A 19,714-nucleotide genomic window follows, 5' to 3' on the forward strand; every position below is an offset into this window, starting at 1 on the left:
ATATAATATGCCGATTAACAGAATTGTGTTCATTCAAACGGATCAGCGCTTTGCTTCTTCACTTCCATAGGATACAGCTGAAGCGTCTTTTTCACTGTGTCTGCCATGCCGAGAAATATCTCCTTCGCATTGTTAAATCCCTGCTCGTGAAGCTGTTTATCGAGCCACACTCGCTCGAATCCTGACTTTTTAAGATTGACATCGTTGATGTGTCCGTCGAGGATAACATTCACCATTATTTCCTCCTGTTCGGGTTCAATCTCCAAATCCGAAGGCTTGAGCGGTCTGTCGGAATCTACAGGGAGCAGACTCAGCGAACCGTTATACTCGAATACAGCCGTCCTGAGATTTGTAAGGTCGAAATATCCCTGATTGCGGCAGTGCGTGAGGAAGTCACTGATGTCGATACGCGCCTTTTTAAAATTGTCACGGTAAAGCTTTCCATTGTGGAAAAGGATAAGAGGTCTGCCGATAAGTACCTTGCGGAAATACGTTGATTTGCCTGTTATTATCGAAACTGCATATGCACTCAGCGCATATATTATCATTGCAACTATCATACGCTCGGGGTGCTCGTCCTCAAAGGAGCACTCCGCTGCAATAGAGCCGATAGATATACCGATGATGTAGTCAAACATACTCAGCTGTGAAAGCTGTTTGTTGCCCATAAGCTTTGTCAGAAGAAACAGTACAATAATGCTGAGAAATGAGATCCACGCGGTTTTCAGAAGTTCCATATTTGCCTCCTTTTTTAGGTTATTATGTGCAGTGAGATGTCAATTATTATCTGCGGCTTGAAAGAATAAGACAGCGGCGTTTACGCACAATATATCCGAGGTGATTTAAATGGCAAAACAGGGTATGAAACGTCCCGACTATACTCATACAAAGCCTAAAAATGAGCAGTCCGCAGTGCCTGAGATACAGGGAAAAGCCAAACACGGCAAATCTCATGTGAATCCCATTATCGCAGGAACATCGGGAGCAGAGCAAAAGGTATGGCACAACAAGTCGTATTCCGAGGAAGTTCCGATCTCATCGGCATATCCCGCAATCGACAACGACCTTGCTCGCGACAACATCGAAAACGACATTCCTGCCGCTGATTTGCAGGACATCTGACGGAGGTAGACTATGAACAACTTTGAAATGCCTGTCGGACTCGGAATGGCACTTGCTATGAATCCCGAGGCAATGGAAAAATTCTCATCTCTGCCAGAACAGCAGAAATGGGAAGTAGTAAGCGGTACTCACGCGGTACAGTCGCGGAAAGAAATGCAGCAGTACGTTCGCAATATAATCGAGGCATACTAAAACAAGGAGCAGCACATCGCTGCTCCTTTGTTATGGTATATTGCAGGATCCTACCACTCGTTCAGCAGTGATATTGTCCTTTAACAAATCTATGGCGTTCCTGTGCTTTTCTTCACCGAGCGTTGAAGCGCAAAGGTCTGAAATTACCGCACAGTCCTGCACACTGTCATAGCATGAAAAAACAGTTGCAAGTACACAGCAGTCTGTATTAACTCCGCAGAAATACATCTTATCGAAGCACTCATTTTTAATGAAATTTCTGAATTCAGAAGTCAGCCCCGAATATGTGGTCTTATCAAAAGAACGCATAACATACGGGGTTATATCTGAAACAAGTTCAGAAGCCAAAGTCCCTGACATACACTCTTTCCAGCCACCAAATCTGAAACAGGCTGTCTCAGAAGTATTGCAGTACCTTGTTGCAACAATACTGTCAAAGCAATCATGACTGCTGATAAATTCAGCTATTTTATGCGGAAGATGAGCTGTGTTTTCATTGATAAAGCCATTCTGCAGGTCAACAATCACAAGGCAATTCTTCATTTTTGTTAAAGCTCCTCTGAAAGCATATTAGACGGCGGCAGACAAGTATTCCCCCTGCATACATAGAAGGTGGTGCGCTCGTTCAGCAGGGGGTACTTATTGTCAGCCTGTACAACAGTAACATTTGCAAGAAATGGCAGATTCGATATATCTGGTGAGCCTTTGGCTGAAATAATAACTCGCGGCGGCGGAGCTTCATAAATCAGCTTTGCAAGCAGAAACATACAATGTCCTGAGGGATAGTCCTGTGACTGCGCCGACATGAAATCAAGCTGTTTTTCCGCACATTCTCGATATTCTTCCTTTTCTGTGAGCTGATGCAGCCGTATAAGATCGTATGCCATAATTGAGTTTCCACTTGGGACAGCACCGTCATACAGTTCCTTCGGATTTTTAAAAAGCTCAGTAGTTTCGCACATATTGAAGCCGCCGTTTTTATCAGAAAAGCGCTTTACTGCCTCCGCACAGAGTTCCTCTGCTCTCATAAGATATTTATTGTCAAGCGTAGAATTGTACATCTCAATCAGTGCGGCGATATAATAAGCGTAGTCCTCCAGAAATGCGGTATCTGAGCGTTTTCCGTCACGAAAGATTGTATAAATATGCTCTCCGTCCGACATATTCTCCTCAATGAAACGCTGTGCATTTTCAGCCGCACAGAGGTATTTTTCATAGTGTGACACTCTGTAAAGCATAGACATCGCTGCTATCATCATCGAGTTCCACGAAAGCAATATTTTGTCGTCAAGATGAAGCTTTGTGCGCTTTTTGCGATACTCATAGAGCTTTTGGAATTCAGCTACAAAATCGGTATCAAGGTCACCGCTTTTCAGCAGATTCGGTATATTTACGCCCTCAAAATTTCCATGCTCTGTGATATCAAAGGTCTCGGAAAAATGCTTGCCCTTATCGCCAAGAACAGACGTTATCTCATCGACCGAGAAAGTGTAATACTTTCCCTCAACGCCCTCGCTGTCTGCGTCCTGCGCGGAATAGAAGCCGCCTTCGGGAGAAGTCATCTCGCAGAGAATGTAGTCTGCTGTCTTGATAGTTGTTTCAAGATATACTTTCGAGCTCGTAAGGCTGTACATAGCGGAATATGCGATGATAAGAAGTGCGTTGTCGTATAGCATCTTCTCAAAATGCGGAGCAAGGAAATACCTGTCGGTAGAGTAACGCGAGAAGCCACCGCCGATGTGGTCAAATATGCCGCCTTTCCTCATTTGTATAAGAGTTTTTTCTGCCATTTTCTGTGCAGTTTCATCGCTATTAATCTTTGCGTAATACATCAGGAACATCAGCTCGTGCGGAATAGGGAACTTCGGTGCAGAGCCGAATCCACCGTAAATACTATCATAGCTCTTGCGGAGCATCTCAGCGGCAGTTTCAACTATGTCACCATTGACTTTATTTGTTTTGACCGATTCTGTATTTTTCAGCATATCGGTGATATTTTCCGCAGACTGAATGAGCTTTTCACGTTCTGTGCCCCACTGCATTGTGACCGCATTGAGTACATCACGGAAGCTCGGCATACCAAAGCGTGGTGTCGGAGGAAAGTAAGTTCCTGCAAAGAAAGGCTTTTTGTCCCACGTCATAAAAACACTCATCGGCCAGCCTCCACTGCCGGTAAAAGCTTGACATACCGTCATATACACGCTGTCAATGTCGGGACGCTCTTCGCGGTCAACTTTTACAGAAATGAAGTTTTTATTCAACAGTTCAACTGTTTCGGAATTCTCAAAGTTCTCATATGCCATAACATGACACCAATGGCAGGTGCTGTAACCGATACTCAGGAAAACCGGCTTATCCTCCGACTTTGCCCGTTCAAATGCCTCGCCGCACCACGGATACCAGTCAACCGGATTGTCTGCGTGCTGAAGCAGATAAGGACTTGTTTCATTTTTCAAATGATTCATATTTTGTCTCCTTGTATTATTTGAGATTAGTATATGTGTGATCATTACTTGTATTCAATAATAAAGGATTTTCTTGTCTTTATCCCTTATTATTAAGCAGTATTTTTCTCTTTTTCAATTCTACTCTTTCAAAGATATCTCTGCTGATAATTGGCTCATGATTATTTTCAATGAAATACATATCAAGTTCACCATTATTCTTTTTTCGTTTTCCTGTCAACGAGTTTTCAGTGAAACTCTTCTGCATAATAACATCTCCTACATATTTTTCATTGTCAAGTATTCTGTCAATAGTCGAAGTGCTCCACTCATATTTCCCCGTAACAGTCTTGATTTTGTTTTCTTCAAGATACTTTTTAATCTTGCGAACCCCCAAACCATTAAGATATAGCTCAAATATCTTTTTTACTATTCTTGCTTCATCCTCAACGATTACAAGATGTCCATTCTCATCTTTGGTATAGCCTAAAAATCGAGAACAGTTTAACCATACTTTGCCCTCACGCATTTTTCGACGTATCCCTATTTTGATTTCATTGCTCTTACGATAATTCGTCATATTATTGACCTTCATTGTCATCAGCTCCTATAATTAATTATATGTAAAAAGGCGTATGCATTGATTTGCATACGCCATATTTATTGTTGACAAAAACAAAGCTACATTTTATGCATTATGCAACAAAAATGTAGCTTTCAACTTGGCGCAGTGGGTGGGATTCGAACCCACGTCCCTCAAGGGGCATCATGATTTCGAGTCATGTCCGTTATGACCACTTCGATACCACTGCATAAAAATCACTATAACATTATATCATACTACCGATACAAAATCAAGGGTATTGTAAAAAAATAATATTATAACAAAAAGAGCAGAGGACCTCCCCTGCTCTTTGTATTATTTGGTCAAGAGGAACATTCTGCCGCTGAAAGGCGGAATATCCATACTCATTATACCGTCATCACATAAAAACTTCGTTTTGCCATGGGGCGTAGTTCCGCTGTATAGCTGGTCATCGGAATCAATAAGCAGTTCGGCTTCATATCCATCACTTATAGGAACAGAATATTTTGACTGGAACCAGTCCGAGAAATTAAACACCGCCAATATATCGCCTTCTGACGACTTCCGACGTATAGCGTAAACGCATCTTTCAATGGAATTACAGTCCGACCATTCAAAATTAGTAGGGTCATAGTCATAATGAAACGCCTTATATTCAAGATAAATCTTATTAAGAGCCTTGATATATTCGCGGAAGGAATCGTGGAGCGGATATTTCAGCATATCCCAGTCCTGCTGACGCTTCTCGTCCCATTCACGAAGCTGAGCAAACTCGCTTCCCATAAAGTTGAGTTTTTTCCCGGGGTGAGCGATCATGTACATATACAAAGCTCTTGCCTGCGGGAATTTCTCCGGATACTGACCGTTCATCTTCTGTGCAACTGTAGCTTTTCCGTGGACGACCTCATCGTGGGAAAGAGGCAGAATGAACTTCTCGTTATAGAAATAAAGCATTGAAAAAGTAAGCTTATGATAATCCCGTGAACGGTACATAGGCGCACTCTGAAAATACTCAAGGGTATCATGCATCCAGCCCAGGTCCCATTTATAGTCAAATCCAAGACCACCCGCAAAAACAGGAGCCGTAACCTTAGGATAAGACGATGAGTCCTCTGCGGATATCACAGCAGAAGGGTGGCGAGCTTTCAAGCCGCAGTTCATAGACTTAATGAACTCTATTGCATTTTTATTTTCTCCGCGGCGTTCATCACCGTTCCAGTATATCATATTTCGGATAGCGTCCATGCGCAGACCGTCAAAATGATACACACTGAGCCAGTAATCGGCTGCCGACTGTATAAAAGACCGCACCTCGCCTTTGGAGTGATTGAAATTACGGCTTCCCCACTCGTTATATCCTGCACTGTCATCGGGGTACTCATAAAGCTTGGTACCGTCATACTCAGTCAGAGCATAATGGTCAACAGCAAAATGAACGGGCACGAAATCAACTATCACGCCTATGCCGTTTTTGTGGCACTTATCCACAAGCTCCATAAGCTCCTCAGGAGTACCGTATCTGGAAGTCGGCGCAAAAAATCCTGTGCTCTGATATCCCCAGGACTCATCACAGGGGTGCTCACTCAGCGGCATGAACTCTATGAAATTATAGCCGTATTCCTTGACGTAAGCTATAAGCTCGTCAGCTATCTCGTTATAGGAATACCAGCCCGTTTCTTCATCGTCAGAGCGCCTTTTCCACGAACCGAGGTGGACTTCATATATATTCATCGGCTTATCACGGAAGTCAGAGCGTTTTTTCAGCCATTCATCATCTTTGAAAGAGTAGTCGGCAATGCTCCTTATAACAGAGCAAGTTCCAGGACGGACCTCCATACCGTAGCCGTATGGATCGCAATGGTCGATGAAATTGCCTTTTTTATCGTAAATACGGTATTTATAGCGCATACCCTCCTCAGCCTCGGGCAGACAAATTTCAAAAAATCTGCCGTCCTCAGCAGGCTTCATGGGGATATCCTTCCAATTGCTGAAATCGCCTATTACCGATACTTTTGACGCATTTGGCGCATATGTACGAAAAACCGTTCCCTTTTCGGTCATATGAGCACCAAGATACTCATATGCAGAAAATTCCTCGCCCTTATAAAATCTCATAATGTCCATACTATCATCTCCCGTCACCGATCTCTTTTTTTGATTATAACACGATATATCGTCAAAGTCAATGATGTCAAAACAAACAAAAAGGCAGTATCCCGCCTATACAAAATCACTATTTACTTTAGCACTTTGCGCCTGCAAACCGTTAAATTGCCGTGTTGACATATTCAAAGCTCGGTGATATAATTTAATAGTGTTCCGAATAAGAAAAATCGGAGCATTAAACGGTATCAGGGAGATGAAATAATGAAAAACACCTTTGGTTCAAGCGTTTCCGTAACTGTCTTTGGCGAAAGCCACGGCGAAGCTATCGGCGCAGTGCTTGACGGAATGGCATCGGGTATCCCCGTAGATGAGGAATTCATAGCACAGCAGATGAAGCTGCGCCAGTCTATCGGTGCTCTTTCTACAGCAAGACGAGAGGCAGACAAGGTAAGGATAGTCAGCGGAGTCTTTAATGGCAGGACTACAGGAACTCCTATGACGTTTATCATAGAAAATCAGGACACAAGAAGCAAGGATTACGGCGAGCTTGCTTACAAGGCACGCCCAGGTCACGCAGACTTCTCTGCACAGATGAAGTATCACGGCTATCAGGATTTCCGCGGCGGTGGACATTTCTCGGGCAGGATAACAGCAGGGATAGTTGCGGCAGGCGCAGTTGCAATAAGCGCTCTCCGTTCAAAGAACATAAATATAGCGACTCACATATTATCATGCGGCGGAGTCTATGACCGCTCGTTCAATAACATCGAGGACGACATAAAGCAGCTCAATACTATGGAATTTGCTGTACTTGACGCAAAAAAAGCCGAGGAAATGCAGGCAGCCATTACTGCTGCAAAGAACGACGGCGACAGCGTAGGCGGCAGACTTGAAACTATCGTTACAGGACTTCCCGCAGGTGTGGGCGAGCCCTGGTTCGACACTCTCGAAAGCGTACTTGCTCATGCAATTTTCGGCATACCAGCTGTCAAGGGCGTGGAATTCGGCGCAGGCTTTGCCGTAGCAGATATGCTTGGAAGCCAGTGCAACGACTGTTTCCGTTCAGCTGACGGAAAGGTATACAGCGATACCAACAACAACGGCGGCATCATCGGTGGAATCACCACAGGACTGCCCGTGCTTTTCAGGACAGCAATAAAGCCTACCCCTTCAATATACAAGGAGCAGGAAACTATCGACCTCAACACACTGGAAAATACCACATTGCAGATAAAGGGCAGGCACGACCCTGCAATAGTTCACCGTGCAAGAGTAGTGGCAGACAGCATCACTGCACTTGTGCTCTGCGACCAGCTGTCTCTCCGTTTCGGAACAGACTGGCTCAGCAACATCTGAAAGTAAAGGAAGAAGAATATGGCACTTAATATTATCCGCGAGCTGCCTCACCCATCTGAGTTAAAGGCTGCTCACCCGCTCTCACAGGAGCTTATCGACATCAAGGCAAAACGTGACGAAGAGATAAAGAAGGTATTCCGCGGCGAGTCTGACAAGTTCCTGCTCGTTATCGGACCATGCTCGGCTGACAACGAGGACAGCGTTATGGATTATATAACCCGTCTGCGCGAGCTTCAGGAAAAGGTCAGCGACAAGATACTTATGATACCAAGAATATATACAGGCAAGCCCAGAACCACAGGCGACGGCTACAAGGGAATGCTCCACCAGCCAAATCCTGCTGAAATGCCTGATCTTAAAAGCGGTATCATAGCTGTAAGGCATCTCCATATGAGAGCCCTTTCCGAAACAGGTTTTTCATCTGCCGATGAGATGCTTTATCCCGAGAATTACAGCTATCTCGACGATCTGCTTTCATACATTGCTATCGGAGCACGTTCTGTTGAAAATCAGCAGCACCGTCTTGTATCCAGCGGTATTGATATCCCCGTTGGCATGAAAAATCCTACAAGCGGCGATATCTCCGTAATGATGAACTCCATAACAGCCGCACAGCATCACCACGCTTTCATTTACAGAGGCTGCGAGGTAAGAAGTGACGGAAATCCTTATGCACACGCAATACTCCGCGGCTATGTCAATGACAAGGGCAAGTCATTCCCGAATTACCACTTCGAGGATCTCTACAACCTTGCAAAGACCTACGACGAAAAGGGACTGAAAAATCCTTCTCTAATCGTAGATACCAACCATGCTAACTCCGGCAAGCATTATGAGGAGCAGATAAGGATATCCAAGGAGATACTCCACAGTATGCGCCACTGTGACGAAATAAAGAAGCTCGTCAAGGGACTTATGATAGAGAGCTATATCGAGGACGGCGCACAGAAGATAGGCGAGAATATCTACGGCAAGTCCATAACAGACCCGTGTCTGGGCTGGACAAAGACTGAAAAGCTGGTATACGACATAGCAGACCAGTTATAAAAACAAGGGCGAACCTCGGTTCGCCCTTGTTTTATGCCATTTTATAATAATTATTCTTTGCAAAGCCTATAGTCAGCTCCGTAAAGCTCCCCTGCTCCGATACAGCAGAAACGCTGTGTTCAAGGCGGTCGCACAGGCTCTTGACGATATACAGTCCCATACCTGTAGACTTTGCATACGAGCGTCCATTCTCGCCTGTGAAAGACTTATCGAAAATCCTCGGCAGATCGCCCTCGGATATGCCTATACCATTATCGCGGAAATGAAGCAGCACCTTCTCTTCGTCCTCCTCCGCACTTATGCTTATAACAGGCTCACGGTCAGGGGATATATATTTGAGACTGTTGGCAATAAACTGCCCCAGTATGAATTCCAGCCATTTGCCGTCAGTCATAACGCTGACATCGAGCCCCGAAGTCTCTACAGAAGCTCCGCAAAGCTGTATGGATTCGCGGTTTTTCAGAGCAACATTCGCAACAGTACGCTTTAATGACGTTTCCTTGATCATATAATCCTTTTCGGAGTTCTCCGAACGTGCATAATACAGCACCTGATCGGTATACCCATCTATCCTGCGGAGCTGTTCAAGAAATTTCTCACCCAGTTCATCGCCGTGATTATGCGCCATAAGCTGTAAGCTCGCCAAAGGCAGCTTCACCTCATGCACCCACATTTCGATAAAATCGCGGAATTCATCAGACTGACGCTTATACACATTTACATTCTCGCACATTGACTTATTTGCCTCGCATAAAGCCTCATAGGTAAGCTTTCCCTCGATAAAGCCCGGTTCCGCCAGCATTTCATGTATAAGATATTTCTTATCCAACAGTTCCAGCTTTTCAACAAGTTCGCAGTAGAAATGCTTTTTTCTGTTAAAACAAAAGATCTCCTCAAAAACAACGAACAACAGAAAAATACTGCTGACAGCTCCAACCAGCTGACCGTTTACCCTGAAGACTTCAAGGAAAAGCAGTATAAGCCCCAGGGAAATGGCTGCGATCATGTAGAACCACACCCTGTCTTTTACATATTCCGTGAATTTCATCGCAATATATACCCCTGTTTCTTACGTGTCTCGATAGCGTCCTCACAGCCAAGATCTGCAAGCTTTGAACGCAGACGGCTGATATTAACTGTCAGGGCATTGTCATTGACGAATTCATCATTGTCCCACAATGCGGTCATAAGCTCATCTCTCGTTACAATAGAGCCCTTTCTGTCCAGCATGAAGCGGAATATTATCATCTCGTTCTTGGTCAGTGTAATTTCACGGCTGCCGTCGGCAAGACTTCCCTTAGCGTCGTTTACCTGCAAGCCGTTGTAGGACTGCACCTGCGAAACGCCTGCAAAACGCTTCAGCACGGCAGATATCCTGAGAAGAAGTATGGTAGGGTTATACGGCTTCGTTATATAGTCATCAGCTCCGTAGCTCATAGCCAGCACCTCATCGGTCTCGGAGGTACGGCTCGTCACCATTATAACATGGATATCAGACTCCCTGCGTATCTCCTTCAGAAGCTGTTCACCGTTAAGATTGGGTATATTTATATCCATAAGAATAAGGTACGGTCTTGCCGCAAGTATATCAGCCCTTGAATTTGAAAAATCCGTGAGATATTCGGCTTCATAGCCCGAATTGCGCAGCAGTTCTGCCAGTTCCTCACGTATAGACTTGTCGTCCTCAACAATAAAGATCCTGCTCATTATTTCCTCCGTATCATGTTCAGAATAGCTTTTCCGCATCGTTTAATACATCTTTTCACATTATATCACAGTATCCTTCTGTTTTCAAGCACCTTCATACCAAAATCCAATGACATTTCACAAAGAATAAACATATAATAAAGCGTACCGCATTTCCTGCTGACCTGCGCAATACGCAGCAGTCAGGGGTGATACTTTTGACCAACAGTATACTTGATATGCCCTCATATACCTACGCAGTAAAGGCTCAGCGGCTCCTGCGGTCGCGGGGCTATCCATGCAGGATAAAAAGACGCGAAAAAAGCGCAGAACGCGGCTGCGGCTACTCTGTTCACCTTACAGGCGGCAGCGAAATCGCAGTCAGGCTTCTTGAAAGCCACGGGATCCCCTATGTCATAAGCGGCGGAGGTGAAGTCAATGACCAACTTTGACAACGCAGCCACCACCTATCCTAAGCCCTTATCGGTACGCCGTGCAGCAATGGAAGCCATAAGGGACTACGGCGGCAATGCAGGCAGAGGCGGCCATGAGCTTGCCATGCGCACCTCAGAGGCACTATACTCCGCACGGGAGACTGCCGCCGATTTTTTCGGCGCACAGCCCGAAAACACCATTTTTACGCTTAACTGCACTCATGCGCTGAATATGGCTATACAAGGCATTATGAAAGATGGCGGACACCTTATCATAAGCAGCATGGAGCATAATTCCGCCGCCCGACCTTCATTCACACTTGCTGCCGAAAAACGCATAACTCTGTCTATCGCAGAGGTTTTCGCAGATTCGGAGCAAACCGTTGACAGCTTCCGCCGACTTATCCGCAGCGACACAAAAGCAATAGTCTGCACACTTGCAAGCAACGTCACAGGACAGCTGCTGCCATATCGTGAGATCGCAGCCCTATGCCGTGAAAACAACATATGCTTCATCGCAGACGGCGCACAGACCTGCGGAATATACGATATAAAGCTTGACAGCGGCATAAATATACTATGCACCTCAGGTCACAAGGGACTCTACGGCATCACAGGCACAGGTCTCCTTATAACTGACGGCAGCTTTCCTGTCTCTCCGATAATACAGGGCGGCACAGGCAGCAGCTCACTGCGGCTGCTACAGCCCGATATCCTCCCCGACAGCCTTGAAAGCGGGACTCCAAATATAATCGGTGCCGTGACTGTAGGAGCAGGCATACGATATATAAGCTCCTACGGTATAGACAATATACGAAGCCATGAAGAAAGCCTTTGCAGGCTTTTCATTTCAGAGCTCGACAGCATCGGGAGCGTAACGATATATCGTGACAGCAAGGCGGAATACGCTCCTATCGTTTCCTTTAACATTGAAAACTTTTCATCAGAGGAAGCTGCATCTCTCCTTGCCGACAAGGGCTTTTGTCTTCGTGCAGGCTATCACTGCGCAGCTCTTGCTCACGCCTGTCTCGGCACCAAAAACGGCACTATCCGTTTTGCTCCATCAGTATTTAATACAGAAACTGAAGTAAAAAAACTTGTATATTTTGTTAAGAGAATGAAAAATTTACAAAATTCTTAAAAAACTATTGAAATTATCTGAATTTGTGGTACAATAATAATATAGTATTGCGCAGTCAGCTATGAGGACAGCCGTCCTCATACATAAAACAGATCACGCAAAGTAAATATGTGTAATAATTCCCCGAGGGGGTGTATAAATGTTTATATCAGCGAAGGAGATCCTCAGTGCTTTTCTCAGCGTAGTAAGTACGTTCAAGTTCAGAGACGTTATCGACGTTCTTATCCTGACATATGTAATCTATCTTCTTCTCAGGCTTATCCGCGAGACCCGCGCAGGACAGCTTGTAAAAGGTATAATCTTCCTTGTTGCAAGCTATTTCGTAAGCGACGCCATAGGTCTCAATGTCGTAAGCTATTTGCTCAAGCAAACGCTCAGCATGGGTGTCCTTGCAATGATAATCCTCTTCCAGCCCGAACTGCGAAGAGCCCTTGAAAAAGCAGGACGAACCAGATTTGGTATACGCTTTTTCGGTCTTGGTCAGAACAACGACGAGATAAAACAGCGTTGGGCACCTGCCATAGAAGCTATATGCGATTCCTGTGTCGAATTATCAGCCACCTGTACAGGCGCACTTATCGTAGTCGAAAGACAGGTGCGTCTTGGCGAACAGATCGAAACAGGCACCATACTTAACGCAACTCCGAGCAAGGAAGTGTTCGGAAACATATTCTACCCGAAAACACCTCTCCATGACGGAGCTGTTATTATGCGCGACGGCATCATACTTGCCGCCGCTTGTTTCCTGCCCAAACCCCAGAAGGAAACATTAATAAACAAAAAGCTGGGTTCACGCCACAGAGCCGCAATAGGAATGAGTGAAAACTCAGACGCGGTGGTAATAGTGGTTTCCGAGGAAACAGGTCAGATATCCGTAGCCTTAAACGGTAATCTCACAAGAGATTACACCCGTGACAAGCTCAAAAATCTCCTTGAAGATACGCTCTTCAATGATAAAACGGAAATTTCTATCGGCAGAAAGAAATCTCTTTCTTCCAGCTCTGAAAGGGGGAAGGAAGAATGACTCTGTTCAACAGCAATAAAAAAAGAAGCAAAAACGAAGCCAAAAGCAATCTCGTTCTTTTTATCATTGCTCTTATATGTGCGATCGCAGGCTGGTTCATAATTTCTATGAAGATATACCCTTCGGTATCGGTGTCATTCGCAAATATCCCCGTAGAGCTTGATACAAACGGTACCGACGCAGGTGCAAACGGCTTACAGCCGATAACGCCCAAACAGGCTACTGTAAGGGTAAGCTTTGACTGTACCCGTACCGATTATGCCAAGATAAGACGCGATACCATCGTAGCTTCCATTGATTACAGCGGTATAGTTAACGGCGGTACAAAGGAGCTTACAGTTAAAGTAAAAAACACAAAGGGCGTTACCATGTCTCATGTGCACGTAGTCCCTTCAACAATTTCTGTTGACCTTGATAAATTCGAGACCAATACCTTTGTTGTAAAGCCCTCTCTCCCTAAGATCACTACCGCAGAGGGAATGGCTTACGACGAGACCGAGGTCATATGCGACCCTGTTGAAGTAAAGATCAAAGCTCCTTCAAGAACACTTGCCAAGATCGCAGAATGTTATGCGGTATACGACAAGCAGGATACCCTTGACCGTGAAACGATAATAAACTCTGATAAATTCAGACTTCTCACCGAAAACGGAGCAGAGATCGTTCAGGACGAAAACATCAAGATCGAGCCGTCATCTGTCAGCATGACCATACCTGTATTTACGCAAAAGACCGTAAAATTAGGTGTAAATCTCATAAAACCGCCGCAGAACTTTGATCAGGATTGTCTCCATTTCGTATTCACTCCTGATACAGTCACAATTGCGGCAAAGAATGCCGACTCAAATATCCCTGATCCGCTTCAGATACCTATAAATCTCAGTTCTCTCGATATAGGATACTCATTTGATTACGACCTTGATAAGCTTCTTGCACCTAACAACCTGAAGAATGTATCGGGCATAGATAAGGTCAATATATCTCTCGTCAGCGACGGACTTGCCTCAAAGGAACTCACCCTCAACGGTGACGATATATCCATTATAAACAAGCCAAATGACAATAATGAGTATACCAATCTTACAGATCAGCTGACAGTAAAGATCGTAGGTCCCGAGGATATAATCAATGATATCACAGCCAAGGATCTGAGCGCAGCAGTTGACCTTCTCGGAGCTGACACCTCTAAGGAGCAGTTCAAGTATAACGTCAATGTTTCATGCAAGACGCATAACAACGTATGGGCTGCCGAAAAGGATCTGAAGGTGACTATCCTGAAAACATCGAAAGACGGTTCAACGACTAAAAACACATCTTCGCCAACGGTCACAACTACATATTGATAGCATAAGCTCTGCTGTACACAAGTACAGCGGAGCTTTTTGTTCATAACGATAATTATTCATAGTGAATATTCACAAAAAGTATATAACATATTAAAACATTATGCCGAATTTCACCACTCGTTAACAGAATGTTAACATTTCAAGATAATAATGGTGATATAATGTCCGTATACGAATACATTTTGTATACTTTATAATTTTATTTAATTTTACCTGAAAGGATTGATTTACAATGAAAAACCATCTCTCCAACCGAATAATCGCCTCAGTTATGAGCCTCGCACTGACAGCAACAGCTGTTCCCTTCTATGCGCTGCCCGCAACTGCCGCAACTCCGTCAATAGCTGTTACAACAGCTAAAAACGTAGGTCTGTCGCAGACAATGAAGGTAGACTCCGTTTACAAGGGAACCTTCCCCGAGGACGGCGCTGATTCTGTTACATTCAAGCTCAGCACAAGCTACTCAGGACAGAGTTTTTCATACGGCTTCGGCTGTTCAACTGCCGAGGATCCTTACTGGCTCGAACTGGATAAGAGCGGCAAGTGGATGGAAGGCGGAGCAGGCTCTAAGGTAGAGGGTACTGCCTGCAAGCTTGACAAGTCTTCAAGCACTATCACTATCGACCTGAAAAAAGCTGGCATAAAGCCGGGCGGTTCATTTGAATTCAGATGCTATTATTCTGCACATTGGGATAATTCAAAGAGCGACATGGTAGACAACTCCGTAACCCTTACAGGAGTCGATTTCAGCGGCGGCGGCAGTTCCTCTTCATCTTCAGGCAGCTCATCTACCACCTCAAAGAACAAGAAGAGCGGCTCATGGAGCTTCAAGGATAACAAGGACGGTACTGCAACTGTTTCTTCAACAGTCACAAAGCAGCTCGACGACCTTGACTACAAGCTCACAGTAGGCTACGATGAGGACTACTACAATTCAAAGGGTGAAAAAATAACAGACGAACTGCCTATAAACAGCCATAAGTTCAAATACAGTGATTTTGGCATAAACGAGACTGAGGGAATTACTATAGAATCTCTTGACGTTATAGTAGAAACAGATTTTGATGTTGACAAATTCATGTACGGCTGCGGCACCAACGTTGAAAAGGGCTCCCCTGCCGATACAGAATACGCAAAAAGAGGCATCGTGGAAGGCAAGGACGATGCAGGCTACTGGTATAACGAAATGGGTGAGGAATCCCGCGAGGAGCTTGAAGATGCCGGTGTTAAATTCGGAATCAAGGAGATAGGCGAGGGTACTACCCTTGAAAGCGCAGGAAAATGGATAGAATGTGTATGGGACGTACCTGCCGAGGTACAGAAGTACCAGACCACAGCTGCCACCGATTCTATCGGATTCCAGTTCTGGTACGGCACAAAGGACGCTTCAAAGTATACCGAGATAACCGAGGACGACGAGGTAACTATCACAAGTGCAGCACTTACATATACGATAACAAAGACTATCCCCTATACTAAGTCAATAAAGACTGCTATAGGCAAGGTGCTGGACTGCACAGCTTCCTCCGACTCAAAGAAGAACCTTGAAGTAGATTATTCCGACCTGGGAATAGAGTCCGATATGAAGGTATACGCTATCAGATTTGATGTTTCTGCAAAGAAGGACGTAAAGAAGCTGGTTTACGGCACAGGAACAGGCACAACAAATGCTTCTGATGATTACTGGTTCCAGGAGCCTGTAAACTCCGTTGTGCTCAATGCAGGAAAGACCGCAGAGATAATGTGGGTGCTTCCTTCAAAAGTCACAGGCGACAAGCCCGAAAAGAACATCGTAAATCCTGACGGCAAGATAGTATTCGGCTATTACTACGGCGAGTCAGACTCTATCACAGTTGACAATATCGAGGTATACTACGACGTTGTTACTACTACCACTACAACTACGACAACAACTACAACTACTACAACCACCACAACTGCTCCAAAGACTCCAAAGGTAACACTCTGGGGCGATGCAAACTGCGACGGCGATATGGATCTCAGTGACGCTGTTATCATAATGCAGAGCCTTGCAAATCCTAACAAATACGGCGTGGACGGTACAGATACACACCATATCACAGAACAGGGAATTGCAAACGGCGACGTATACCAGAACGGTACAGGACTCACTTCAAACGACGCAGCGTCGATACAGAAGAGACTCCTTAACCTCATAACAGAGTTACCCGAGTCTTACAAATAAAATAAACATTTTTCAAGAGCTGCCGTTATCCGGCAGCTCTTTTTTATGAAAAACTACGAAAAATCGTAAAAAAACATTATTTTTTTACGGTTTATCTTCCATTTCAGGTTCAACTATGATATAATTATGTTTACCGTTTTATGAGCAATAAGCGGCATATTTCATATAAACAGCACGATTGGATATGAAAATCAAATAAAAAGGAGAAAAAAATGAGAGCCAAAAGGATTTTAGTTTCTGTGCTGTCATTTTCACTATGTGCAGGACAACTTACCGTACCTGCTGCCTCAGCAGCTGAAAAAAACGTCCCTGCATATGAAATGACCTCAGATCTGACAGAAGCAACGCCCCTAAAGGCAGCCGTAAAGGATACAGCTGCCGCAGCAGCCATTACACCAACTGCAAACATACAGGCAACTGACATCAACGCTCTTGGTGACGTTAATAACGACAAGTTTATTGACGCAAATGATGCATCGCTGATACTCAAGACATATGTAAGGATATCCAATAATTTAGCATCAGGTCTTTCATTTGAACAGGCTAATGCTGCCGATGTAAACAAAGATCACCATATCGACTCGATCGACGCTTCGTGTATCCTTTCATACTACTCCTACCTCTCTACAAACGGCACACTTTCTCTTGAGGCATACCTAAACGCGGATAAGCCTTTACCTGTAACGACTACAGCTTCCGCAACCACAAAAGCGACCACGACCACTACAACCAAAACTACTACAGCAGCTCCCAAAACTACCACAACATCAAAAATAACTTCCACTTCAACAACCAAAGCTGTGACCACAACAAGCACTTCATCATCAAAAACTACCAACGCTCCAACTACTACAACTACAACCACTACTGCTTCAACAACTACTACCACTACCAAGGCAACTACAGCAGCAACGACAACCACAACTGCTGCCACAACTACTTCCGCAGTACAAACTACTACCGCAGTGACTACTTCATATGTGAACCCCTACAAGGTACAGGAGATAAAGCTCAGCAAGACTGAGATGACTCTCACCGTAGGCGACGGCGGCGGCATATCATACGTTACCATGCTCCCGCAGACTGTAACGGATTACCGTGATGTATGGAGCTGCTCAGACGAAAGCGTAGCAGTAGTCGATAACGAAGGCTGGATATTCCCGCTCTCCGAAGGAAACTGCATAGTTACCGTACAGAGTCTGAACAATCCGCTTGTTAAGGCTGAGATAAAGGTAACAGTAAAGGATCCAAACAGAGTAAACTCCATAAAGCTCAGCAAGTACAGTATGTCTATCCCAATAGGCGGCGGTGATATATCCTATGTAACGATGCTCCCTGCAAATGCAACCAACAAGAAGGAGATATGGAAGAGCTCCGACGAGTCTGTTGCTAAGGTCGACGCGTCAGGCTGGGTAAGCGGTATTTCGGAAGGCACCTGCACCGTAACGGTTTCCAGCAAGTCCAATCCCGATGTTAAAGCATCAATAAATGTTACCGTAACAGACCCGAAACAGGTACGTGAGCTGAAGCTCAGCAAGTACGAAATGGATCTCCTTATAGGAACTACCGATATCTCCTACGTAACTATACTTCCCACCACAGCATTAAAGCAGGACGTAGTATGGACAAGCTCAAATCCTGCAATTGCCAGTGTTGACAACTGGGGCAATGTTTACGGAGTCGCAGCAGGAAAATGTGTGATATCCGTTATCAGCAAGGCAAACCCGAACATAAAGGCTGACATTGCGGTTTCCGTACATACCAGACCTGTTATCGTTACCTCCACAACTACTACCTAGACCACTACTACCACCACGACCACTACCACAACTACTACAACATTAACGTCAACATCTACTACTTCAACTTCAACAACATCGACCTCAACAACCACCTCCGCACCTGTTACTTCACCAACTCACCTTGTTCAGACCATAAACGGAGCAACATATATTGACGGAATATTAGTCGTAAACAAGACCTACAGTCTCCCCGAAAACTTCAGTGCAACAGGTCTCAATCCCCTTGCACTTGAAAGCTTCAACAAGCTTGCAGCCGATGCTTCGCTTCTCGGTCTGAAGATAATGTGCTCATCAGGCTTCCGTTCATATGCTACACAGAACACTATTTATAATAACTATGTAGCCTCCGACGGAGTCGAGGTGGCTGACACCTACTCCGCAAGACCGGGACACTCCGAACACCAGACAGGACTTGCTATTGATGTTAATTCCATAAGCAATGACTTCATAGGCACTCCCGAATGTGAATGGCTCGCAAAGAACGCTCACAAATACGGATTTATTATCCGTTATCCAAAGGGCAAGGAAAGCATTACAGGCTACCGCTACGAGCCGTGGCACATAAGATTTGTCGGAATAGATACAGCCACAGCCATTTACAACAGCGGCCTCTGCCTTGAGGAATACTTAGATATAGACTCATTCTACAGATAATACAGGAAAGCTGCCGATATATGTCGGCAGCTTTATTTTATATGAAAGCAGCCCTCTGAAGCTCCGCCGTATGTCGGGAAGCTATTCACGGGAACAGGGCTGCTCCACCTCCTGACGACGCGCTCATACTGCCGCTTACATTATATTATGCAGAAAGCAGAAAAAAGTACAAAGAAATTTCTTACAGCTGATATAAATACTATTGTCACTTTTGTCAGAATTATGTAACCGCTGAAATACATTCCGTAAGCAATTGATATCCAAACTGTATACGATCCGTGATATCTCTGTTATTGCATATTCTGCCCCGATAATATATAATAATATCAGACCAAGGAAATAAAAGCACTCATAAAAAACTTCATTGTTCACCCCACTGAGCGTCGATCATACCTCCCGATGCTCAGACAAAGACGGAAACGCACACACCCCGTCTATGAACACACCTTTCGGAAAGAGAAAAAACCGTCGGCGCAATAGTGTCGGCGGTTCTCTTTTTGTCCCCGTACAAAAAATATCCGAAAAAATTTCTGATTTTGTGTCACAAAAGCGCTCAGAAAAGCGTTTA

18 protein-coding genes and 1 tRNA gene are annotated in these 19,714 nt (G+C 44.7%); 11 read left to right on the plus strand and 8 right to left on the minus strand.

Annotated features, from left to right (window positions below; genetic code table 11):
- Positions 1 to 29 precede the first annotated feature (29 nt).
- Positions 30 to 737, minus strand: coding sequence for a DUF421 domain-containing protein (locus BUB28_RS14300; RefSeq protein ID WP_072952219.1), 708 nt, complete (start codon positions 735 to 737; stop codon positions 30 to 32).
- A gap of 109 nt (positions 738 to 846) precedes the next feature.
- On the opposite strand from BUB28_RS14300, the gene BUB28_RS14305 reads away from it, so the two are divergent.
- Both BUB28_RS14305 and BUB28_RS14310 read left to right on the plus strand, forming a co-directional pair.
- Complete coding sequence (locus BUB28_RS14305) at positions 847 to 1,122, plus strand: hypothetical protein (protein ID WP_072952220.1); 276 nt, start codon at positions 847 to 849, stop codon at positions 1,120 to 1,122.
- 12 nt (positions 1,123 to 1,134) lie between these two features.
- A complete protein-coding gene (locus tag BUB28_RS14310) occupies positions 1,135 to 1,314 on the plus strand; it encodes a hypothetical protein (RefSeq protein WP_072952221.1) in 180 nt (59 codons plus the stop codon).
- Between the two features lie 30 nt (positions 1,315 to 1,344).
- Here the strand turns inward: BUB28_RS14310 and BUB28_RS14315 are convergent, their stop codons facing one another.
- The 5 genes from BUB28_RS14315 to glgB form a co-directional block, all read right to left on the minus strand.
- Positions 1,345 to 1,857, minus strand: a complete 513-nt coding sequence (locus tag BUB28_RS14315; protein WP_072952222.1) for an isochorismatase family protein — start codon at positions 1,855 to 1,857, stop codon at positions 1,345 to 1,347.
- Positions 1,858 to 1,862: 5 nt separating this feature from the next.
- On the minus strand, positions 1,863 to 3,779 hold the full coding sequence (locus BUB28_RS14320; protein ID WP_072952223.1) for a thioredoxin domain-containing protein: 1,917 nt from the start codon (positions 3,777 to 3,779) through the stop codon (positions 1,863 to 1,865).
- A gap of 79 nt (positions 3,780 to 3,858) precedes the next feature.
- Positions 3,859 to 4,353 (minus strand): recombinase family protein, encoded by a 495-nt coding sequence (locus BUB28_RS14325; RefSeq protein WP_072952224.1) that lies wholly within the window; start codon positions 4,351 to 4,353, stop codon positions 3,859 to 3,861.
- A 128-nt stretch (positions 4,354 to 4,481) separates the two neighbouring features.
- Positions 4,482 to 4,570, minus strand: a tRNA-Ser gene (locus BUB28_RS14330).
- Between the two features lie 107 nt (positions 4,571 to 4,677).
- Entirely contained in the window at positions 4,678 to 6,468 is a 1,791-nt protein-coding gene (gene glgB / locus BUB28_RS14335) for a 1,4-alpha-glucan branching protein GlgB (RefSeq protein WP_072952225.1), read from the minus strand.
- Between the two features lie 243 nt (positions 6,469 to 6,711).
- Between glgB and aroC the strand changes: the two genes are divergently transcribed.
- Together aroC and BUB28_RS14345 are read left to right on the plus strand one after the other, a co-directional pair.
- Positions 6,712 to 7,806 (plus strand): chorismate synthase, encoded by a 1,095-nt coding sequence (gene aroC, locus BUB28_RS14340; protein ID WP_072952226.1) that lies wholly within the window; start codon positions 6,712 to 6,714, stop codon positions 7,804 to 7,806.
- Positions 7,807 to 7,824: 18 nt separating this feature from the next.
- The gene (locus BUB28_RS14345; RefSeq protein WP_072952227.1) at positions 7,825 to 8,853 is read left to right on the plus strand and encodes a 3-deoxy-7-phosphoheptulonate synthase; all 1,029 of its coding nucleotides are present in this window, start codon (positions 7,825 to 7,827) and stop codon (positions 8,851 to 8,853) included.
- Positions 8,854 to 8,884: 31 nt separating this feature from the next.
- Here BUB28_RS14345 and BUB28_RS14350 read toward each other — a convergent pair whose 3' ends face one another.
- Positions 8,885 to 9,901, minus strand: a complete 1,017-nt coding sequence (locus BUB28_RS14350; protein WP_072952228.1) for an ATP-binding protein — start codon at positions 9,899 to 9,901, stop codon at positions 8,885 to 8,887.
- Entirely contained in the window at positions 9,898 to 10,560 is a 663-nt protein-coding gene (locus BUB28_RS14355; protein ID WP_072952229.1) for a response regulator transcription factor, read from the minus strand. Before BUB28_RS14355 ends, BUB28_RS14350 begins: the two co-directional genes overlap by 4 nt.
- A 197-nt stretch (positions 10,561 to 10,757) precedes the next feature.
- Between BUB28_RS14355 and BUB28_RS14360 the strand changes: the two genes are divergently transcribed.
- From BUB28_RS14360 to BUB28_RS16605, 7 genes are all read left to right on the plus strand, one after another.
- Positions 10,758 to 10,991, plus strand: a complete 234-nt coding sequence (locus tag BUB28_RS14360; RefSeq protein ID WP_081373547.1) for a putative Se/S carrier protein — start codon at positions 10,758 to 10,760, stop codon at positions 10,989 to 10,991.
- Positions 10,978 to 12,114 (plus strand): aminotransferase class V-fold PLP-dependent enzyme, encoded by a 1,137-nt coding sequence (locus BUB28_RS14365; RefSeq protein WP_072952230.1) that lies wholly within the window; start codon positions 10,978 to 10,980, stop codon positions 12,112 to 12,114. The genes BUB28_RS14360 and BUB28_RS14365 overlap by 14 nt, the downstream gene beginning before the upstream one ends.
- 139 nt (positions 12,115 to 12,253) lie before the next feature.
- Complete coding sequence (gene cdaA / locus BUB28_RS14370) at positions 12,254 to 13,138, plus strand: diadenylate cyclase CdaA (protein ID WP_072952231.1); 885 nt, start codon at positions 12,254 to 12,256, stop codon at positions 13,136 to 13,138.
- A complete protein-coding gene (locus BUB28_RS14375; protein ID WP_072952232.1) occupies positions 13,135 to 14,481 on the plus strand; it encodes a CdaR family protein in 1,347 nt (448 codons plus the stop codon). The genes cdaA and BUB28_RS14375 overlap by 4 nt, the downstream gene beginning before the upstream one ends.
- Before the next feature lie 235 nt (positions 14,482 to 14,716).
- Entirely contained in the window at positions 14,717 to 16,690 is a 1,974-nt protein-coding gene (locus BUB28_RS17135) for a DUF5620 domain-containing protein (RefSeq protein WP_072952233.1), read from the plus strand.
- 212 nt (positions 16,691 to 16,902) lie between these two features.
- A complete protein-coding gene (locus tag BUB28_RS16830) occupies positions 16,903 to 18,489 on the plus strand; it encodes an Ig-like domain-containing protein (protein ID WP_072952234.1) in 1,587 nt (528 codons plus the stop codon).
- Positions 18,490 to 18,651: 162 nt separating this feature from the next.
- A complete protein-coding gene (locus BUB28_RS16605; protein ID WP_278291398.1) occupies positions 18,652 to 19,146 on the plus strand; it encodes a M15 family metallopeptidase in 495 nt (164 codons plus the stop codon).
- The last annotated feature ends 568 nt before the right edge of the window (positions 19,147 to 19,714 follow it).

The sequence above is a fragment of the Ruminococcus flavefaciens genome (assembly GCF_900143025.1).
Lineage (GTDB): Bacteria > Bacillota > Clostridia > Oscillospirales > Ruminococcaceae > Ruminococcus > Ruminococcus flavefaciens_I.